20 protein-coding genes, 1 other RNA gene and 1 pseudogene are annotated in these 17,539 nt (G+C 52.9%); 14 read left to right on the forward strand and 8 right to left on the reverse strand.

All coding sequences use genetic code 11. The features are described from left to right. Positions 1-137 precede the first annotated feature (137 nt). Complete coding sequence (gene cof / locus OGX97_RS16025) at positions 138-956, forward strand: HMP-PP phosphatase (RefSeq protein ID WP_008783948.1); 819 nt, start codon at positions 138-140, stop codon at positions 954-956. A gap of 50 nt (positions 957-1,006) precedes the next feature. Here the strand turns inward: cof and OGX97_RS16030 are convergent, their stop codons facing one another. Beyond that, a complete protein-coding gene (locus OGX97_RS16030; RefSeq protein WP_220471131.1) occupies positions 1,007-2,062 on the reverse strand; it encodes a PLP-dependent cysteine synthase family protein in 1,056 nt (351 codons plus the stop codon). A 116-nt stretch (positions 2,063-2,178) separates the two neighbouring features. On the opposite strand from OGX97_RS16030, the gene decR reads away from it, so the two are divergent. The 5 genes from decR to amtB all read left to right on the forward strand — a co-directional run bounded on the left by decR (position 2,179) and on the right by amtB (position 8,130). Beyond that, positions 2,179-2,637: a DNA-binding transcriptional regulator DecR gene (decR, locus tag OGX97_RS16035; RefSeq protein WP_003831023.1), complete on the forward strand. Its 459-nt coding sequence runs from the start codon at positions 2,179-2,181 to the stop codon at positions 2,635-2,637. A gap of 44 nt (positions 2,638-2,681) precedes the next feature. Further along, entirely contained in the window at positions 2,682-4,454 is a 1,773-nt protein-coding gene (locus OGX97_RS16040; RefSeq protein WP_020996575.1) for a SmdA family multidrug ABC transporter permease/ATP-binding protein, read from the forward strand. After that, complete coding sequence (locus OGX97_RS16045) at positions 4,447-6,225, forward strand: SmdB family multidrug efflux ABC transporter permease/ATP-binding protein (RefSeq protein WP_279850397.1); 1,779 nt, start codon at positions 4,447-4,449, stop codon at positions 6,223-6,225. Before OGX97_RS16040 ends, OGX97_RS16045 begins: the two co-directional genes overlap by 8 nt. Before the next feature lie 248 nt (positions 6,226-6,473). Continuing rightward, positions 6,474-6,812 (forward strand): P-II family nitrogen regulator, encoded by a 339-nt coding sequence (gene glnK, locus OGX97_RS16050; protein ID WP_003021657.1) that lies wholly within the window; start codon positions 6,474-6,476, stop codon positions 6,810-6,812. A gap of 31 nt (positions 6,813-6,843) precedes the next feature. Then, positions 6,844-8,130 carry an ammonium transporter AmtB gene (gene amtB / locus OGX97_RS16055; protein ID WP_008783954.1) on the forward strand — a complete coding sequence of 429 codons (1,287 nt, stop codon included), beginning with the start codon at positions 6,844-6,846 and terminating at the stop codon, positions 8,128-8,130. Between the two features lie 50 nt (positions 8,131-8,180). Here amtB and tesB read toward each other — a convergent pair whose 3' ends face one another. Next, positions 8,181-9,041: an acyl-CoA thioesterase II gene (tesB, locus tag OGX97_RS16060; RefSeq protein WP_003831027.1), complete on the reverse strand. Its 861-nt coding sequence runs from the start codon at positions 9,039-9,041 to the stop codon at positions 8,181-8,183. Between the two features lie 212 nt (positions 9,042-9,253). Between tesB and OGX97_RS16065 the strand changes: the two genes are divergently transcribed. After that, a complete protein-coding gene (locus OGX97_RS16065; protein WP_003021666.1) occupies positions 9,254-9,823 on the forward strand; it encodes a YbaY family lipoprotein in 570 nt (189 codons plus the stop codon). A gap of 31 nt (positions 9,824-9,854) precedes the next feature. Here the strand turns inward: OGX97_RS16065 and OGX97_RS16070 are convergent. Continuing rightward, positions 9,855-10,244 (reverse strand): annotated as a pseudogene (locus tag OGX97_RS16070) (MGMT family protein). Positions 10,245-10,328: 84 nt separating this feature from the next. Here OGX97_RS16070 and ffs point away from each other — a divergent pair. The 3 genes from ffs (at position 10,329) to OGX97_RS16085 (ending at position 11,090) form a co-directional block, all read left to right on the forward strand. Beyond that, positions 10,329-10,425: signal recognition particle sRNA small type (gene ffs, locus OGX97_RS16075), an RNA gene on the forward strand. A gap of 198 nt (positions 10,426-10,623) precedes the next feature. After that, positions 10,624-10,875, forward strand: a complete 252-nt coding sequence (locus tag OGX97_RS16080; RefSeq protein WP_003831029.1) for a hypothetical protein — start codon at positions 10,624-10,626, stop codon at positions 10,873-10,875. Then, a complete protein-coding gene (locus OGX97_RS16085; RefSeq protein WP_032942544.1) occupies positions 10,872-11,090 on the forward strand; it encodes a hypothetical protein in 219 nt (72 codons plus the stop codon). The genes OGX97_RS16080 and OGX97_RS16085 overlap by 4 nt, the downstream gene beginning before the upstream one ends. A gap of 59 nt (positions 11,091-11,149) precedes the next feature. Here OGX97_RS16085 and yczR read toward each other — a convergent pair whose 3' ends face one another. Further along, positions 11,150-12,577, reverse strand: coding sequence for a MocR-like transcription factor YczR (yczR, locus tag OGX97_RS16090; RefSeq protein ID WP_136391582.1), 1,428 nt, complete (start codon positions 12,575-12,577; stop codon positions 11,150-11,152). Positions 12,578-12,664: 87 nt separating this feature from the next. Between yczR and yczE the strand changes: the two genes are divergently transcribed. Next, positions 12,665-13,294: a membrane protein YczE gene (yczE, locus tag OGX97_RS16095; protein WP_071445860.1), complete on the forward strand. Its 630-nt coding sequence runs from the start codon at positions 12,665-12,667 to the stop codon at positions 13,292-13,294. Between the two features lie 64 nt (positions 13,295-13,358). Next, positions 13,359-13,712, forward strand: coding sequence for a DUF1428 domain-containing protein (locus tag OGX97_RS16100; RefSeq protein WP_048226278.1), 354 nt, complete (start codon positions 13,359-13,361; stop codon positions 13,710-13,712). Between the two features lie 51 nt (positions 13,713-13,763). On the opposite strand, the gene OGX97_RS16105 is transcribed toward OGX97_RS16100, so the two are convergent. Further along, positions 13,764-15,317 (reverse strand): EAL domain-containing protein, encoded by a 1,554-nt coding sequence (locus OGX97_RS16105; RefSeq protein WP_071692491.1) that lies wholly within the window; start codon positions 15,315-15,317, stop codon positions 13,764-13,766. Positions 15,318-15,505: 188 nt separating this feature from the next. Here OGX97_RS16105 and OGX97_RS16110 point away from each other — a divergent pair, with 188 nt between their 5' ends. Together OGX97_RS16110 and ykgO are read left to right on the forward strand one after the other, a co-directional pair. Next, entirely contained in the window at positions 15,506-15,766 is a 261-nt protein-coding gene (locus OGX97_RS16110) for a type B 50S ribosomal protein L31 (protein WP_008783961.1), read from the forward strand. Position 15,767: 1 nt separating this feature from the next. Continuing rightward, a complete protein-coding gene (ykgO, locus tag OGX97_RS16115) occupies positions 15,768-15,908 on the forward strand; it encodes a type B 50S ribosomal protein L36 (protein WP_005125190.1) in 141 nt (46 codons plus the stop codon). Positions 15,909-15,986: 78 nt separating this feature from the next. Here ykgO and OGX97_RS16120 read toward each other — a convergent pair whose 3' ends face one another. The 3 genes from OGX97_RS16120 to OGX97_RS16130 form a co-directional block, all read right to left on the reverse strand. After that, positions 15,987-16,457, reverse strand: a complete 471-nt coding sequence (locus OGX97_RS16120) for a YlaC family protein (RefSeq protein WP_063941318.1) — start codon at positions 16,455-16,457, stop codon at positions 15,987-15,989. 116 nt (positions 16,458-16,573) lie between these two features. After that, positions 16,574-17,125: a maltose O-acetyltransferase gene (gene maa, locus OGX97_RS16125; RefSeq protein ID WP_003835924.1), complete on the reverse strand. Its 552-nt coding sequence runs from the start codon at positions 17,123-17,125 to the stop codon at positions 16,574-16,576. 181 nt (positions 17,126-17,306) lie between these two features. Then, positions 17,307-17,525 carry an HHA domain-containing protein gene (locus OGX97_RS16130; protein WP_002892050.1) on the reverse strand — a complete coding sequence of 73 codons (219 nt, stop codon included), beginning with the start codon at positions 17,523-17,525 and terminating at the stop codon, positions 17,307-17,309. Positions 17,526-17,539 lie beyond the last annotated feature (14 nt).

The raw sequence follows: 17,539 nt of genomic DNA on the forward strand, positions 1-17,539 counted from the left end.
TTTTCCTTCAGGATGTTCGTTAACGGTGTATGCGTAGAGAAACCCGGAACAATTCATTTTATCTATTCACTATTACTTCCGTATATCTCAGGTGATACTGGATCACAAGTTAACCGCGTCACAGTGTGGAGAAAGAAATGGCTCGTCTGGCTGCATTTGATATGGATGGCACCCTTTTGATGCCGAATCACCATTTAGGTGACGAAACGCTTTCAACGCTGTCGCGCCTGCGTGAACGCGATATTACTCTGACATTTGCCACCGGTCGCCATGTGCTTGAGATGCGCCATATTTTAGGCTCGATCTCACTGGACGCCTTTTTGATCACGGGTAATGGCACGCGCATTCACTCTGTTGAGGGCGATGTGTTACACCGTCAGGATCTGGATCCGAATGTCGCGGACATTGTGTTGCATCAGAAGTGGGACACTACCGCAAGCATGCATGTCTTTAATGACAATGGCTGGTTCACCGGACAAGAGATCCCCTCGCTGCTGCAGGCGCATGTGTATAGCGGATTTCGCTACCAGATCGTCGATGTGAAACGTATTCCGGCGCATCAGGTTACGAAAGTCTGTTTCTGCGGCGATCATGACTCTCTGATCCAATTGCGAATTCAACTGAATGAAGCGCTGGGTGAACAGGCGAATCTCTGTTTTTCCGCGTTTGATTGCCTTGAGGTGCTGCCGCTGGGCTGTAATAAAGGATCGGCATTGGCGGTGTTGAGCGACCATTTAGGTTATTCAATGGCCGAGTGTATGGCGTTTGGCGATGCCATGAACGATCGCGAAATGTTAGGCAGCGTTGGGCGCGGCCTGATTATGGGTAACGCGATGCCGCAACTGATTGCTGAACTGCCTCATTTATCGGTGATTGGGCATTGCCGTAATCAGGCAGTGTCACACTTTTTGACGCATTGGCTGGACAATCCACATCTACCTTATTCCCCCGAATGAGAGATCCCTTCCAGCAAGCCAGACTTCGCGTCTGGCTTTTTTTTATCCCATTAATGGGTGTTCAGTAGTTGGGCAAGCTCCGCTTTCCACGGCGTTAAATCACCGATGTGCGCGTCGACCCACTGTGGGTTGTAGTAGGTTTCCAGATAGCGTTCGCCGCTGTCACACAACAGTGTCACCAGCGAACCGGTAACGCCTGCATCGCGCATACGGGCGGCAAGTTGTAGCGTTCCCCACATGTTTGTGCCGGTAGAGGCGCCGACCTTGCGGCCCAACTGGGTTTCCAGCCAGTGTGCGGTGGCCACGCTTGCGGCATCCGGCACGCGCAGCATTTCATCGACCACGTCAGGAATGAAAGAGGGTTCTACGCGCGGACGCCCGATACCTTCAATTTTACTTCCTACCGGGCTGCGTAACGTGGCATCGCGATCCTGCCAGAAGGGCAGAAAGACCGAGTTTTCCGGGTCTACCACCATCAGTTGAGTATCGTAGCCCTGACAGCGAATATAGCGGCCAATGGTTGCTGAGGTGCCACCGGTTCCGGCGCTCATCACAATATGGCGGGGAACGGGGTTGGGCTCGCACTGCATCTGACGAAAGATGCTGTCGGCGATATTATTATTGCCGCGCCAGTCGGTGGCGCGCTCAGCGTAAGTGAACTGGTCCATGTAATGACCGTTCAGCTCACGCGCCAGTTGCTCAGAGGCTGCATAGATTTCGCAGGCGCTTTCCACGAAATGACAGCGACCGCCGTAAAATTCAATCTGTTCAACTTTACGTTTTGCCGTACAGGAAGGCATGACGGCAATAAATGGCAACCCTAACAGTCGAGCGAAATAAGCCTCAGAGACCGCCGTTGAACCGGACGATGATTCAATGATGGTGGTGCCTTCTTTGATCCAGCCATTGCACAATCCGTACAGAAACAGTGAGCGCGCCAGACGATGCTTCAGACTCCCGGTCGGATGCGTGCTCTCATCTTTTAAATAGAGCTGAATGCCCGGGAACGCCGGTAGCGACAGGCGAATGAGATGCGTATCCGCAGAACGCTGATAATCCGCGTTGATTTCATTGATGGCGTTTTTAACCCAGGAGCTATTCATCATTAATAGATATCCATTTGTCATTTTGTGCCCAGAATAGCGAAAAGCACGGAAAAAATTGTTGCCATTTAGCCTTTAAAATAGAATGTAAGGAGAAAATTCTTCTCTGTGGAGTGGATATGTTAGACAAAATTGACCGCAAGCTACTCGGTTTACTGCAACAGGACTGCACCCTTTCTTTGCAGGCATTAGCAGATGCCGTTAATCTGACTACCACCCCTTGCTGGAAACGTCTCAAACGACTTGAGGATGACGGTATCCTGCTGGGCAGAGTCGCCCTGTTGGATCCAGAAAAACTGGGGCTGGGACTCACCGCGTTTGTGCTGATCAAAACTCAGCATCACAGCAGCGAATGGTATTGCCGCTTTGTCACTGAAGTGACCGGAATGCCCGAGGTTCTGGGGTTCTGGCGTATGGCAGGGGAGTATGACTACCTGATGCGAGTGCAGGTTGCTGATATGAAAAGCTATGATGAATTCTATAAGCGCCTGGTGAACAGCGTACCGGGCCTGTCTGACGTCACCTCCAGCTTTGCCATGGAACAGATTAAATACACAACTGCTCTACCTATTGAATAATTCTCCCGGCGCTTATTGCCGGAAATCTTGTCAGGACATAACGCGTGCGATTATTTGCTCAATTAAGCTGGTACTTCCGCCGGGAGTGGCGTCGCTACCTCGGGGCAGTGGCCCTGCTTATCATCATCGCTATCCTTCAGCTTATTCCGCCGAAAGTGGTCGGGATCATTGTGGATGGCGTGACGACTCAACGCTTCACCACCGAGCGGCTGCTGATGTGGGTGGGGACAATTGCCCTGATTGCCGTGGTGGTTTATTTGCTGCGTTATGTCTGGCGCGTGCTGCTGTTTGGCGCATCCTACCAACTGGCGGTTGAGCTGCGGGAAGATTATTACCGTCAGTTGAGTCGCCAGCATCCAGAATTTTATCTGCGGCACCGTACGGGCGATCTGATGGCGCGGGCAACCAACGATGTCGATCGCGTCGTATTTGCCGCCGGAGAAGGGGTGCTGACGCTGGTAGATTCGCTGGTTATGGGGTGTGCGGTGCTGATCGTGATGTCAACGCAGATAAGCTGGCAACTGACGCTCATTGCGCTGCTGCCGATGCCGGTGATGGCGTTGATGATCAAACGTTACGGCGATCGACTCCATAACCGTTTTAAGTTGGCGCAGGCGGCGTTTTCCAGTCTCAACGATCGTACTCAGGAAAGCCTGACTAGTATTCGTATGATCAAGGCCTTTGGGCTGGAGGATCGGCAGTCGGCATTATTTGCTGCTGATGCTGAAGATACCGGTAAGAAAAACCTGCGTGTGGCGCGCATTGACGCCCGCTTTGATCCTACGATTTATATCGCCATTGGTATGGCTAACCTGCTGGCGATTGCCGGGGGAAGCTGGATGGTGGTTCACGGCTCGCTGACGCTCGGGCAGCTCACCAGCTTTATGATGTATCTCGGTCTGATGATTTGGCCGATGCTGGCGCTGGCCTGGATGTTTAACATCGTCGAACGCGGCAGCGCCGCGTATAGCCGAATTCGCGCCATGCTGGCAGAAGCGCCGGTAGTGGATGACGGTACTGAACCGGTGCCGGAAGGACGCGGCGAGCTGGCGGTGGCGATTCGCGAATTTTGTTACCCTCAAACCACCCACCCGGCGCTGGAAAATGTGAATTTCCAGCTCAAACCTGGACAGATGCTGGGCATCTGTGGTCCGACCGGCGCGGGAAAAAGTACGGTACTGTCGCTGATCCAGCGTCATTTTGATATCACCCAGGGCGATGTGCGCTTTCATGATATCCCATTAACGCGCTTACAGCTGGATAGCTGGCGCAGCCGACTGGCGGTTGTCAGCCAGACACCATTCCTGTTTTCCGATACCGTCGGTAATAACATCGCCTTAGGACGCCCGCAGGCCACGCAGGAAGAGATCGAGCATGTGGCGCGCCTTGCCAGCGTTCATGAGGATATTTTACGTCTTCCTCAGGGCTACGACACCGAAGTGGGCGAACGCGGGGTGATGCTGTCAGGCGGGCAAAAACAGCGTATTTCTATCGCTCGAGCGTTACTGCTGAACGCTGAAATTCTGATTCTGGATGATGCGCTGTCGGCGGTGGACGGTCGTACCGAGCATCAGATCCTGCATAACCTGCGCCAGTGGGGCGAAGGCAGAACCGTGATTATCAGCGCTCACCGTTTATCGGCTTTGACGGAAGCCAGCGAGATTATCGTGATGCAGCATGGGCATATTGCTCAGCGCGGTGAGCATGAATCTTTAGTGCAACAGCCCGGTTGGTATCGCGACATGTACCGCTATCAGCAACTTGAAGCGGCGCTGTCTGATGCACCAGAGATAAACGAGGAGGCGGCTAATGCGTAGTTTCGGGCAATTATGGCCAACTCTGAAAAGACTGCTGGCGTATGGTTCCCCATGGCGAAAACAGCTGGCGATTGCGGTAGTCATGCTATGGGTGGCTGCGGCGGCGGAAGTCAGCGGTCCGCTGCTGATTAGCTATTTTATCGATAACATGGTGGCGAAGAACAATCTGCCATTGGCGATGGTTGCCGGGCTGGTTGCGGCCTATGTCGGTCTGCAACTGCTGGCGGCAGGTCTGCATTACGCGCAGTCATTGCTGTTTAACCAGGCGGCGGTTGGCGTAGTACAACAGTTACGCACCGACGTAATGGACGCTGCGCTGCGCCAGCCGCTCAGCGCTTTTGATACTCAGCCCGTCGGGCAGCTTATCTCACGTGTGACCAATGATACTGAAGTTATTCGCGACCTGTACGTGACGGTGGTCGCAACGGTTCTGCGCAGTGCGGCCTTAATCGGCGCGATGCTGGTGGCGATGTTCAGCCTGGAGTGGCGCATGGCGCTGGTGGCAATGGCCATTTTCCCGGCCGTGCTGGTGGTGATGGTGATTTACCAACGCTACAGCACCCCGATTGTGCGTCGGGTGCGCGCTTATCTGGCGGATATTAACGATGGCTTTAACGAAGTCATCAACGGCATGAGCGTTATCCAGCAGTTCCGCCAGCAGGCAAGGTTTGGCGAGAGAATGGGCGAGGCCAGCCGCTCGCACTATATGGCGCGTATGCAAACCCTGCGACTGGATGGTTTTTTGCTGCGTCCACTGCTGAGCCTGTTCTCGGCGCTGATCCTCTGCGGTTTGCTGATGCTGTTCAGTTTTACCTCTGGCACCTCCATCGAGGTTGGCGTGCTGTACGCGTTCATCAGCTACCTCGGCCGTTTGAACGAACCGCTGATCGAGCTGACCACCCAGCAATCAATGCTGCAGCAGGCGGTTGTCGCTGGTGAGCGAGTGTTCGAACTGATGGACGGGCCTCGTCAGCGCTATGGTGAAGACGATCGCCCGCTCAAAAGCGGAGACATTGAGGTGGATAACGTTTCATTTGCCTATCGCGACGACAACCTGGTGCTGCAAAACATCAGTCTGTCCGTGCCTTCGCGCAGCTTTGTGGCTTTGGTCGGACACACAGGCAGCGGCAAAAGCACGCTGGCCAGCCTGCTGATGGGATATTACCCGCTGACGCAGGGGGAAATCCGCCTTGACGGACGTCCGTTGTCTTCTCTGAGCCACGGTGCGTTACGTCAGGGCATCGCGATGGTGCAGCAGGATCCGGTGGTGATGGCGGATACCTTCCTGGCAAACGTCACGCTGGGTCGCGATATCTCAGAAGAGCGGGTCTGGCAGGCGCTGGAGACTGTGCAACTGGCAGAACTGGCTCGGGGTTTGAGCGAGGGGATCCATACCCGGCTGGGCGAGCAGGGCAATAATCTCTCCGTTGGGCAGAAACAGCTGCTGGCGCTGGCGCGGGTATTGGTTGAAACGCCGCAGGTGCTGATCCTCGATGAAGCCACGGCCAGTATTGATTCCGGTACTGAACAGGCCATTCAGCACGCGCTGGCGGCGGTCCGTGAACACACTACGCTGGTGGTGATTGCGCATCGGTTATCGACGATTGTCGATGCGGATACCATTCTGGTGCTGCATCGCGGTCAGGCGGTTGAGCGTGGTACGCACCAGCAATTACTGGCGTCGCAAGGCCGTTACTGGCAGATGTATCAGCTGCAACTGGCGGGGGAAGAGTTAGCCGCCAGCACACAAGAGGATTCTGTTATCGCCTGACGGCACAGTGCTTATCCGGCCACGCGGTATCGTAGGCCGGGTAAGGCGTTTACGCCGCCATCCGGCAATCAACAATCTGGTGCAAAAATGTAACGCACTATGCACCGTTATAGTGCGTTTTTTCTTTTTCTCTCCCGATAGTACCCGGCGAACCTGAATCATTCCGCGTTTTTCATTCCTGGCACACCCCTTGCAATATTCCTCTCGTGTATCTGCAGCCACTACTGAATTCTGACTGGAGGGGATCTATGAAGCTGGTTACCGTGGTAATCAAACCGTTCAAACTGGAAGACGTCCGTGAAGCACTGTCGTCTATTGGTATTCAGGGGCTGACCGTCACCGAAGTGAAGGGATTTGGCCGACAGAAAGGTCATGCTGAGCTGTACCGTGGGGCTGAATATAGCGTCAATTTTCTGCCAAAGGTGAAGATTGATGTGGCGATTGCCGACGACCAACTGGATGGCGTGATTGATGTCATCAGTAAGGCGGCATACACCGGAAAAATTGGCGACGGCAAAATCTTCGTCGCCGAGCTGCAACGTGTGATTCGTATTCGTACCGGCGAAGCCGACGAAGCCGCACTGTAACTTCTGGCACACAGTGATAGGAAACCAAAAAATGAAGATAGCAACGATGAAAACGGGTATTGCTTCACTGGCGCTACTGCCGGGACTGGCGATGGCGGCACCGGCGGTTGCGGATAAAGCAGATAACGCTTTTATGATGATCTGTACCGCGCTGGTGCTGTTTATGACTATCCCTGGCATTGCGTTGTTCTACGGCGGTTTGATTCGCGGTAAGAACGTGCTGTCGATGCTGACTCAGGTGACGGTGACATTCGCTCTGGTTTGTATTCTATGGGTGGTTTATGGCTACTCACTGGCCTTTGGCGAAGGGAATAATTTCTTCGGCAACTTCAACTGGGTATTGCTGAAGAACATCGCGCTGACGGCGGTCACGGGGAGCTTCTACCAGTACATTCACGTTGCTTTTCAGGGATCTTTTGCCTGCATCACCGTTGGGCTGATTGTCGGGGCGCTGGCTGAGCGTATTCGTTTCTCTGCGGTGCTGATTTTTGTGGTGGTGTGGTTAACGCTGTCGTACATCCCCATTGCACATATGGTCTGGGGCGGCGGATTGCTGGCTTCTCACGGCGCACTGGATTTTGCGGGCGGGACGGTCGTGCACATCAACGCAGCGATTGCCGGTCTGGTTGGCGCGTATCTGATTGGCAAACGCGTCGGTTTTGGCAAAGAAGCCTTTAAACCGCATAACCTGCCGATGGTCTTCACCGGTACCGCTATTCTCTACATTGGTTGGTTTGGCTTTAACGCCGGTTCAGCGGGAACGGCGAATGAAATTGCTGCACTGGCCTTCGTCAATACCGTGGTCGCCACCGCCGCCGCCATCCTCGGATGGATCTTCGGTGAATGGGCGCTGCGTGGTAAACCGTCTCTGCTGGGCGCCTGTTCCGGTGCTATTGCAGGTCTGGTGGGCGTAACACCTGCATGTGGCTACATCGGTGTCGGCGGGGCGCTGATTATCGGTGTCGTTGCGGGGCTGGCTGGCCTGTGGGGTGTGACTATGCTGAAGCGTTTTCTGCGCGTGGACGATCCGTGTGACGTGTTTGGCGTGCACGGCGTGTGCGGTATTGTTGGCTGCATCCTGACCGGGGTTTTCGCTGCCAGCTCACTGGGCGGCGTGGGCTTTGCTGAGGGCGTGACCATGGGGCATCAGCTGCTGGTGCAACTGGAAAGCGTGGCGATCACCATCGTCTGGTCCGGCGTGGTGGCCTTCATTGGCTATAAGCTGGCGGATATGACGGTGGGTCTGCGCGTACCGGAAGAGCAGGAACGCGAAGGTTTGGATGTGAACAGTCACGGCGAGAACGCTTACAACGCTTGATGTTTCAATCTGCCGGATGGCAACGCTTTAGCGCCACCATCCGGTAATTCTCAATTGCGATTACGCATTACCCCTTCCTGCACGGTAGAGGCGACCAGCACGCCGTCCTGCGTATAAAACTCCCCGCGTACAAAACCTCTGGCGCCGGAGGCAGAAGTACTCTCGACGTTATACAACAGCCACTCATTAATATTGAACGGACGGTGGAACCACATTGAATGGTCAATGGTGGCGATCTGAATCCCTTTTTCCAGAAAACCAATCCCGTACGGCTGCAGCGCTACAGGCAGGAAGTTCAGGTCTGAGGCATAACCCAGCAGATATTGATGGACGCGTAGGTCGTCCTGCAGCTCGCCGTTTGCGCGGATCCATACCTGGCGTGCCGGAGGTGCAACGTGACCTTTTAAGGGGTTATGAAATTCAACCGGGCGCACTTCCAACGGACGATCGTTGATAAATTTTTCTTTCAACAGCGGCGGCAGCAAATGCGCCACTGAGCGGGCAATTTCTGTTTCTGATTTCAGCTCATCGGGACCCGGCGCATCCGGCATGGTTTTCTGATGTTCAAATCCGTCTTCCGGTGCCTGGAAAGAGGCGGTCATGTAAAAAATGGGTTTACCATTCTGAATTGCGGCAACGCGGCGCGCGCTGAAGCTGTTACCATCACGCAAGACTTCTACATCATAGATGATGGGTTTTTGGCTATCGCCGGGGCGTAAAAAGTAGCTGTGGAAGGAGTGCACCAGACGCTCTTCCGGTACGGTTTCTTTGGCGGCATACAGCGCCTGACCGACAACTTGTCCCCCAAAAACCTGACGTAACCCTAAGTCTTCACTTTGGCCCCGAAAGAGTCCTTCTTCAATTTTTTCCAGATTTAACAATGTCAGCAAATTTTTCAGCGCCAGACTCATACGTGCTCTCCAGGTTATATCGATCTCGCAGCGAGGTAGGCAGAGTATAACGCAATTTTGAAAGTGGTCCGATGGGTGCAATTGTCTGAATTAAAGGCCTATTACAGGCAAAAACAGCTGTCTTGTGCCACACTTAGTCACGTTATGTTTTTGTTAACCACTCTTCTGGCGAGGAAAGTTCTCGCTGGTGCATAGATGATAAGGAGAATTTAATGAAACTCGTGCACATGGTAAGTGGTTTAGCGGTTGCGGTCGCTCTGGCGGCCTGTGCTGATAAAAGTGCAGATATTCAGACACCTGCGCCAAGCCCTAATACGTCAATTGCTGACACACAGTCTAAAATTCAACAGCCAAATGTTTCTGGTACGGTATGGATCCGCCAGAAAGTGGCCTTGCCACCCGATGCGGTGCTGACCGTCACGCTGTCAGATGCGTCGCTGGCCGATGCACCGTCAAAAGTGCTGTCGCAAAAAGCAGTCCGTACTGAAGGTAAGCAGGCGCCATTCAGCTTTGTATTACCATTTAACCCGGCAGATATTCAGCCTAACGCCCGTATTCTGCTGAGTGCGGCAATTACGGTTAATGACAAACTGGTCTTTATTACTGATACCGTTCAGACTGTCATTAATCAGGGTGGTACGAAAGCTGACCTGACGCTGGTTCCTGTACAGCAAACAGCAGTACCGGTTCAGGCAAGCGGTGGGGCAGCCACCACGGTGCCGTCAACGTCACCAACCCAGGTGAATCCTTCTTCTGCCGTTCCTGCTCCCACGCAGTACTAAGGCAGTCGTAACCCTCTCCGCCTGGAGAGGGTTAGTACACCCAGCGATAGCGCTGTAAATCGATCTGCCCGCTTCCTGAAACCACTATTCCCTCTGCCAGCAACGCCTGACGCTGCCGTTGTAAGTCGGGGCCGGTCAGCGAAATGGCACCATGACGATTAACCACCCGATGCCAGGGCAAAGTGCTGCCTTCAGGGAGACGCTTAAGCACGCCGCCGACCTGGCGCGCAGCGCGCGGCGAACCGGCAAGCCTGGCAACATCGCCATACGTGGTGACGAAACCTTCGGGGATTGACGCGACGATTTGCCAGACGCGTTGGGGGAAAGTGTCTTGTATATCCATTATTTATTCCTGCGCTAATCCTCCAGCATAATGCCGAATGGCGAGGGAGTGAAGCCGCATTGCACAAGAAAACAGCATCCGATGCTGGATGGGTTGCAATTACAGGGTGCAGCAGTGATAATGCGCCTGCGCGTTGGTTAACAACGCTCTCAATGGGGGCTCTGTTGGTTCTCCCGCAACACTACTCTGTTTACCAGGTCAGGTCCGGAAGGAAGCAGCCAAGGCAGATGACGTGTGTGCCGGGATGTAGCTGGCAGGGCCCCCACCCAATTCTGCCGTCCGGCAATTTCCCTTCTGGTTATCTTCTTTTCTTTGTCATCGTAATGTCATTTTATTGTCATCAAATTCTGTCAATGTGTTTCGGGGATGTTATTTGTTGCTTTTGCCGCCGCCATCGCGCTGTAACGACAGGGTCTTACATCCGGTGTGTTTTGGCTGACCACAAGGATTTTCTACGATGTCGACCGCTGTATTGAATGTCAAAATTGATGAGGCGCTAAAAGAAAAGCTTCGCCATTACGCTGAAGTGCATAACGAAAATTTAAGTGTTGCGACGGAAAAACTGCTGCTGATTGCGTTTACCGCCGTTGAAGAGGCAGGAGTCTCCGCTGAGGATATCGATAGCCAGCATACGGAAGAGTCCGTAGTTGAAGCACTGACTCCTAAAGAAATCAAAGCATTGCGCAGACTACTGAAGAAGAAAAAATGAAACAACAACCGCTCTCAACTGCCAGTAATTACGGCGAAGCTTGTGAAATGCTGCGCTCCGGTTATGTGAAACATGTTCGTCTGAGCTGGAACGTCGGCAGCGATGAGTTCTTCCGTATTGCCTCAGACTGGTGTGATGCCGGGGCAAAAATTAAGAAAGACGGTGAAAATTTCGTGATTTCACTGAAGGGTTTTCCTGTTCCCCCTCAGCGGTAATATCACCGGGACTCTCTCATCCATCCCGGCTTATAAGGGCGAGTCCTTTGACTCGTCGCTTAAATTATTTTGCGTACTTTCCCGCTGTTGGCCTGCAAACGCAGGTTATCCCAAATGGGTTGTAACACCCTGAAGGCGGCACGCGCTGTGTCATCCGGCAACGTGAAAGGCATACGCAAAAAACGATCGAATGCGCCATCAAGGCCAAACCGCGTACCGGTTCCTAACTGAATGCCTACGCTTTCGGCGCGCGTAGCGAACAGCGTTGCCAGCGTATCGGGCAGTTCAACCCAAAAAGAGAGTCCTCCCTGTGGCTGGGTAAACTGCCACTCCGGGAAATGTGCGTTCATCAGGCTCGAGCACAGATCGCGCTGCGATGTGAGTAGCCGTCTTCTGTCAGGAAGAAAGTCGGCGGCGTTATCCAGCAGCCAACTGGTGGCGAGTTGTTCAAGCACCGGGGAGCCTAAATCGAACGTGTCGCGGGTTTGTACCAGCGCCGCAATGGTTCGCGCCGACGCACGGATCCAGCCCAGACGTAATCCCCCCCAAAAGCTTTTCCCGGCCGAACCCAACAGAATGATCGGCGCGTCGCGATTGAATGCGGCAAGTGGCGGCGGCGGCGGGGCGTCATACCACAGGTTCACCATCGTCTCATCGACCACCAGGGTAGTGCGGGTTCGTTCGGCAATATCCGCCACGACCTGGCGAGTTGCAGCGTCCATGCAACGCCCGGTCGGATTGTGAAAGTCCGGCATCAGGTAGGCCATTCTCGGTGCGGTTTGCGCGATGGTGGCGACCAGACCCGCGGTATCCCAACCGTGCTCGGGTAGCGACACGCCGACGGGACGACAGGATGCGCCTTGAATCGCGGCAATCGCCAGCGGATAAGTGGGGTGATCGACCACCACGCGATCGCCGGGGCCGGTGAGCAAACGCAGGATCAGCGCCAGGCCGCTGACTGCACCATTCACGACCATGATTTCATCGGGCTGCGTCGGGAGCCCGCGATCGCAATAATGCCGGGCGATGGATTCACGTAATACCGACAACCCCTGCGGCAGATACCCGGAGCTCAGCAAATGCTGTGGCATAGCAAACAGCGCCTGCTGGTAAGCCTGATGAATTTCGGGACCGGCACTTAGCGCCGCCGTGGACAAATCAAGTGCTGTGCCGGTACTGGTCCGGGTTGGCACATGGCGAATATGTTCCGGCAGGATCACCCGTGAGCCGCTACCATGACGGCTTTCCAGATATCCCTCTTCACGCAGTTGCGCCATAGCGCTGGCGACGGTAGTTCGACTTACTTGCAGGACGACGGCGAGCTCGCGTTCACCCGGTAAGCGGCTATCCAGCGCCAGCCGACCATCGAGAATAAGCAGACGTAACGCTTCTGCCAGCTGTCGCCAGATGGGCGTTCGCGAGGGGCTTTCCAGCCAGTGTCCGAGCAGGCGTTGCAAAGACTGACTTCCATAACGGCGAGATGACATAGCAGTCCACTTTTTGAAAACTGGACATTAATCATAGTGCCAATTGCGGTGAAGATGAAAGTTATCTGAGAGTGAGAGGGGAAAAGCATGCTGCGTCGTTTGCTTCAGCTGTTTATCGGGCTGACACTGTACGGTGTATCGACGGCGATGTTTGTCCGTGCTGATTTAGGGGCCGATCCGTGGAACGTGTTTCACCTGGGTGTAGCCAATTTATTGTCGATGAATATCGGCGTGGTGATTATTGCCGTGGGCGTGTTGGTGCTGCTGGCGTGGATACCGCTGCGCCAGCGTCCAGGCTTTGGCACGCTGAGCAACGTGATTATGATCGGGCTGGCGGCAGATGCCGCGCTGCTGGTGATTCCTGGATTTGAATCTCTGCTGGCGCGCAGTGGGCTGCTGGTGTCAGCGGTAATATTGAATGCGTTAGCAACCAGCCTGTACATTGGCGCAGGTTTTGGCGCCGGTCCGCGTGATGGTCTGATGACCGGTATCCACGCGCGTACCGGCTGGCCAGTACGACGAATTCGAACCGCAATCGAAGTGTCGGTGCTGCTTATCGGTTGGCTGCTGGGTGGAACCGTGGGCGTTGGTACGGTGCTGTATGCCTTGGCTATCGGACCGTTGATTCAGCTTTGCCTGCCGTGGTTTCGGCATCAGCCGCAGTCATGTACGCGTATCAGGAATGCACCTGGGGCGCGATCGCCTACTGGCGACTAAACTTAACCTCGACTGACGCGGCCGGAATCGGCTTGCCGCGCAGTACACTTCGGAGGTTTTTCTCATGAAGTATGTTGATGGCTTTGTGGTTGCCGTACCCGCTGAAAACAAGGAGGCGTACATTGCGATGGCGGCAAAAGCAGCTCCGCTTTTCAAGGAGTTCGGTGCATTGCGCATAGTGGAGTGCTGGGCAGATGATGTCCCCGACGGCAAACTGACCGATTTTCGCATGGCTGTGAAAGCACAGGAGCATGAAGAAGTGGTATTCAGCTGGATTGAATACCCTTCCAAAGAGGTCCGCGATGCGGCGAATCAGAAGATGATGTCCGATCCCCGTATGAAGGAGTTCGGTGAATCTATGCCATTTGACGGCAAGCGAATGATCTACGGTGGATTTGCGCCCATTATGGAAGAGTGATGTGACTGGCTGTGCGGCGTGCCGCCAGCCATCTCAACATCAACAGCAATGTTAAAGCCGTTTTTCTGCCCACAGAATAAATTCCGCCTTCGGCAGCGCTTTGCTGTAAAGCCAGCCCTGACCGTACTGCACGCCATGCTGGCGTAGCCAGGCTTCCTGATTCTCGGTTTCGATACCTTCCGCCACCATCTCAAGTTTCAGCGTTTTTGCTATCTCGATGATATGCGGCGTCACGTTGTTGTATTCCAGTGCATCAACGAACGATTTGTCTATCTTCAGGATGTCGACATCCAGATCCTGTAAATAGCTCAGGCTGGAATAGCCGGTGCCAAAGTCATCAATATAGATTGAATGACCTGCCTGACGGTATTTGGCAATAAACGGCGCGCTGTTTTTCGGGTCGGCAAACTCGCGTTCGGTTAGTTCCAGCGCGATTTGCGTAGGCTTAAGTTGCCAGTGGTTCACTTTCTGACTTAACAGAGCAGGAAGCGTTTCGGAGGCCAGATCGGCTGACTCAAGATTGATGGATATATGCTGGTCTGGATGCTGACGCAGCCATTTACCTAAATCTTCAAATACGCTTTCAATAATCAACCGTGTGAGAGGCTCTGTCAGCCCGGTTTCATGCGCCAGCGCGACGAAAACTTCCGGCGACAGATAGCTTCCGTCGGCCTGCTGCCAGCGAGCCAGCGCCTCTGCTCCAACCACTTTCCCCGTTTTGAGCGAGATAATTGGTTGGTAGTGGACTTTGATGTCCCGATGCTGGATAGCGTCCTGTAATTGGTGATGGGGCGACTGTAAGCGGCGCAAAATACGCAAAACAAAGGCGGCGGTGAGCAAGCCTATAAGAATGCCTGCCGGGAGCCAGATCAGTGCCTGCCGGTGCCAGGTTTTTTGCAATGGCAGGGTAGATGCCCAGGTTACGATCGTAATACCCAACTCAGGAAAGGGGCGGGCGTTATAAATGCTGCCATCTTTTTTAAAATGAGTAATCGATTTTTCTTGCTGTACATGCTGCAAAACGTCCGATGGCAGATCGGCGCTACTGGCAACAACAACGTTGCGCACGGTGCCAATGATAGTCACTTCAATCGGCCATGAGCCAAAAGGGATGACGTCAATGAAAGAACCCGGATCGACCATCACAACATAATGTTCGCTCCCTAATGCTGCCATAAAGCGCTTGATGCCCAAATCATTTTGCGTGGTAAGCCATGCGCGATATCCATCAGGCGTGACTTTCATTGCGGGTGGAAATGCGTCTGCCTGGCTTCTTTTTTCCAGAGATGAGCATTGCGGAACATTATCTTTGAGGTACAGCACTTCCTGAATATAGCGGTAGCTATAGGACAAACGACGCATTTCCAGCAAATGCTCGTCACTGCAAGGCACCCCCTGAAATGCTTCAATATGGCGTAATGCTTTTTTCGCCTGCTCGCCTACGCGTTCCGTACGTAGTGCGACTCGTGTTGAGAACATGTCGAGTTCATCGATAAATTTCGTTTCGACCTGTCGATGTGCCAGCCACAGGCTTAAACCTACCGGCGCGAGGATAGAAAGGAACAGTACCCCAGTCACCAGGCTTATCAGATGTCGTGTTGTCACAGTGATATCCTTATTTACACAGCGTAGGGAAAGTATATCCGAAACCCCAAAAAGCTATTCGATTGGCATCATATATTTACGGCCATTTATCATCCCGTTTGACTCCCTGTAGCGTAAATCAGGTTGTGGTTTGTACAAGAGTGGTGTATTTTGATGGTTATGTTATAACGTATCAAATTGAGGTTGCCATGAAACCGGATATTCATCCTTTTTATCGTACCGTGGTGTTTCACGATACCAGTGCCAATGAATTCTTTAAGGTCGGCTCGACCATCAAGACTGAGCGTGAGATTGAGTTTGAGGGGAAAATGTACCCGTACGTGACCCTCGATATCTCTTCTAAATCACATCCGTACTATACCGGGAAACAAAAAACCTTTGATAATGAAGGTAGTGCAGCACGTTTCCAAAAACGTTTTGGTCATTTTATTGGCGTTAAGCGGGGTTAAAATGCAGGTACTCAATTCACTTCGCAGCGCAAAACAGCGTCATCCTGACTGCCAGATAGTGAAACGTAAAGGGCGTTTGTACGTTATCTGCAAAACGAATCCGCGCTTTAAAGCAGTACAGGGGCGTAAAAAAAGACGTTAGTTTCTTTGCCAGCATTTCAGGGATTAAAGTGCGTTACCTTCGCAGGAACGCACTTTTTTTATCTGTGCTGAGATGCCGTTACTGGCTGTTCTGGGCGCGGGTAAGCGTAAAGACATCGTAAAACGAGAGTTCGCCTTTGCGCGATATCATCTTTTGCAACTGTGCTTTATGTTCGCTATCCACGGACGGTGAGTGCAGGATAGTATCGATGAGCGAGGAGGGGACAAAGCGCGTGTTGTACCATTCTCCGTTATAGCAAACTCTAAAATCCAGAACGTCGATATCTTCAAAGCGGTATCGTGGCGCAACGTCGAAAAAGAAAAAGCCGTTGAGTACAACGAACAGTACCACCAGCAGCCATACCGAATCGACTAACGTTTCTGACTGTAGCATCACCGCCAGCGTGGCAAACCACGCAACATACATGCCGATAAACAGCCCTGGGTGTTTGCGAATAAAGCTGATGCTAAAGCGCGGTTTGTTGTCGCGCTTCTCGCGAATATTTAAGTCGTCGATTGTTTCAGTAAGCAGGCGCTGTATTTCTGTCATCTCTTGCCTTCGTGATATCTGCAAAATTCAGGAGGGATCGCCCTATTTTAAAAGGGGATACCCTTTGAAGAAAGTAACAGATTAACCGCAATTTAGCATAACAGTTACATTTAAGATCACAGCGTTTTGATGATCCTTGCGGGATTGCCCCCAACCACGGTGTTTGCCGGAACGCTTTTAGTGACCACTGCGCCTGATGCCACAACCACGTTATCGCCCAGCGTGACGCCGGGATTGATCACTGCACGGCCACCTATCCAGACATTATTGCCGATAGTCACGGGCTTCCCGAACTCCAGGCCACTGTTGCGCTCGGTAGCATCCAGCGGATGGGTCGCGGTATAGATATGAACGCCTGGTGCCAGCATGCAGTTGTCGCCAATATGAATTGGACAGACGTCGAGCATAACGCAGTCGAAATTAGCGTAAAAGTCTTTACCAAGATAGATGTTATAACCGTAATCACAACGGAAAGAGGGTTCAATATAGGCTCCCTCACTCTGACCTAACAGATCGTGCAGGATTGCCTGACGCTCATTTTTTTCATCGGGTGCGGTGAGATTGTAGCGATGGATCAACTGACGAGCGCGTAGTCTGTCACTGCGCAGCGTTTCATCTGCCGGGCGATAGTATTCGCCGGCGATCATTTTTTGCTTTTCATTACGCATTACGAATTCCCTGTGTACTGAAGGTTATTTCAGCACAGTAAAACGTAATGCAAAAAAGGGGAACGTTCCCGCTTCTTTGCTGTGATCATAGTCACGCGATTTGAATTAAATAACCATTGTAAATACGAAAATGGTCAGCCAGACAACGGTACCGCTATACCTGACTTAACCTTGAGTGCAATTAGCGAATGAATTTCCAAACAGAAGTTGGAATCTTGTCGTAAAGCTTATTCATGGTCAATTCAGCAAGGCGATGATCTGCTGCTGAGTAAAATACAGCCAGTTCGTTGTCGGACAATTCATATTTATTTTTTTCAATAACGCGCTCTAGCGTATCAATTGTCTGGCAACGTCGCAGGCGCATCAAATAATCTGTTTTAGTTAATGGTTTATCGGACATAACTCTTACCTATG

The sequence above is a fragment of the Citrobacter sp. Cpo061 genome (assembly GCF_030332845.1).
Taxonomy (GTDB): Bacteria; Pseudomonadota; Gammaproteobacteria; order Enterobacterales; family Enterobacteriaceae; genus Citrobacter; species Citrobacter portucalensis.

Coding starts and splice junctions, on each gene's coding strand:
- yczE (WP_071445860.1), top strand. CDS start 12,665: ATGCTGCGTCGTTTGCTTCAGCTGTTTATCGGGCTGACACTGTACGGT.
- OGX97_RS16085 (WP_032942544.1), top strand. CDS start 10,872: ATGAAACAACAACCGCTCTCAACTGCCAGTAATTACGGCGAAGCTTGT.
- cof (WP_008783948.1), top strand. CDS start 138: ATGGCTCGTCTGGCTGCATTTGATATGGATGGCACCCTTTTGATGCCG.
- OGX97_RS16110 (WP_008783961.1), top strand. CDS start 15,506: ATGAAACCGGATATTCATCCTTTTTATCGTACCGTGGTGTTTCACGAT.
- OGX97_RS16130 (WP_002892050.1), bottom strand. CDS start 17,525: ATGTCCGATAAACCATTAACTAAAACAGATTATTTGATGCGCCTGCGA.
- glnK (WP_003021657.1), top strand. CDS start 6,474: ATGAAGCTGGTTACCGTGGTAATCAAACCGTTCAAACTGGAAGACGTC.
- amtB (WP_008783954.1), top strand. CDS start 6,844: ATGAAGATAGCAACGATGAAAACGGGTATTGCTTCACTGGCGCTACTG.
- OGX97_RS16030 (WP_220471131.1), bottom strand. CDS start 2,062: ATGATGAATAGCTCCTGGGTTAAAAACGCCATCAATGAAATCAACGCG.
- tesB (WP_003831027.1), bottom strand. CDS start 9,041: ATGAGTCTGGCGCTGAAAAATTTGCTGACATTGTTAAATCTGGAAAAA.
- OGX97_RS16065 (WP_003021666.1), top strand. CDS start 9,254: ATGAAACTCGTGCACATGGTAAGTGGTTTAGCGGTTGCGGTCGCTCTG.
- maa (WP_003835924.1), bottom strand. CDS start 17,125: ATGCGTAATGAAAAGCAAAAAATGATCGCCGGCGAATACTATCGCCCG.
- yczR (WP_136391582.1), bottom strand. CDS start 12,577: ATGTCATCTCGCCGTTATGGAAGTCAGTCTTTGCAACGCCTGCTCGGA.
- OGX97_RS16120 (WP_063941318.1), bottom strand. CDS start 16,457: ATGACAGAAATACAGCGCCTGCTTACTGAAACAATCGACGACTTAAAT.
- OGX97_RS16045 (WP_279850397.1), top strand. CDS start 4,447: ATGCGTAGTTTCGGGCAATTATGGCCAACTCTGAAAAGACTGCTGGCG.
- OGX97_RS16100 (WP_048226278.1), top strand. CDS start 13,359: ATGAAGTATGTTGATGGCTTTGTGGTTGCCGTACCCGCTGAAAACAAG.
- decR (WP_003831023.1), top strand. CDS start 2,179: ATGTTAGACAAAATTGACCGCAAGCTACTCGGTTTACTGCAACAGGAC.
- ykgO (WP_005125190.1), top strand. CDS start 15,768: ATGCAGGTACTCAATTCACTTCGCAGCGCAAAACAGCGTCATCCTGAC.
- OGX97_RS16080 (WP_003831029.1), top strand. CDS start 10,624: ATGTCGACCGCTGTATTGAATGTCAAAATTGATGAGGCGCTAAAAGAA.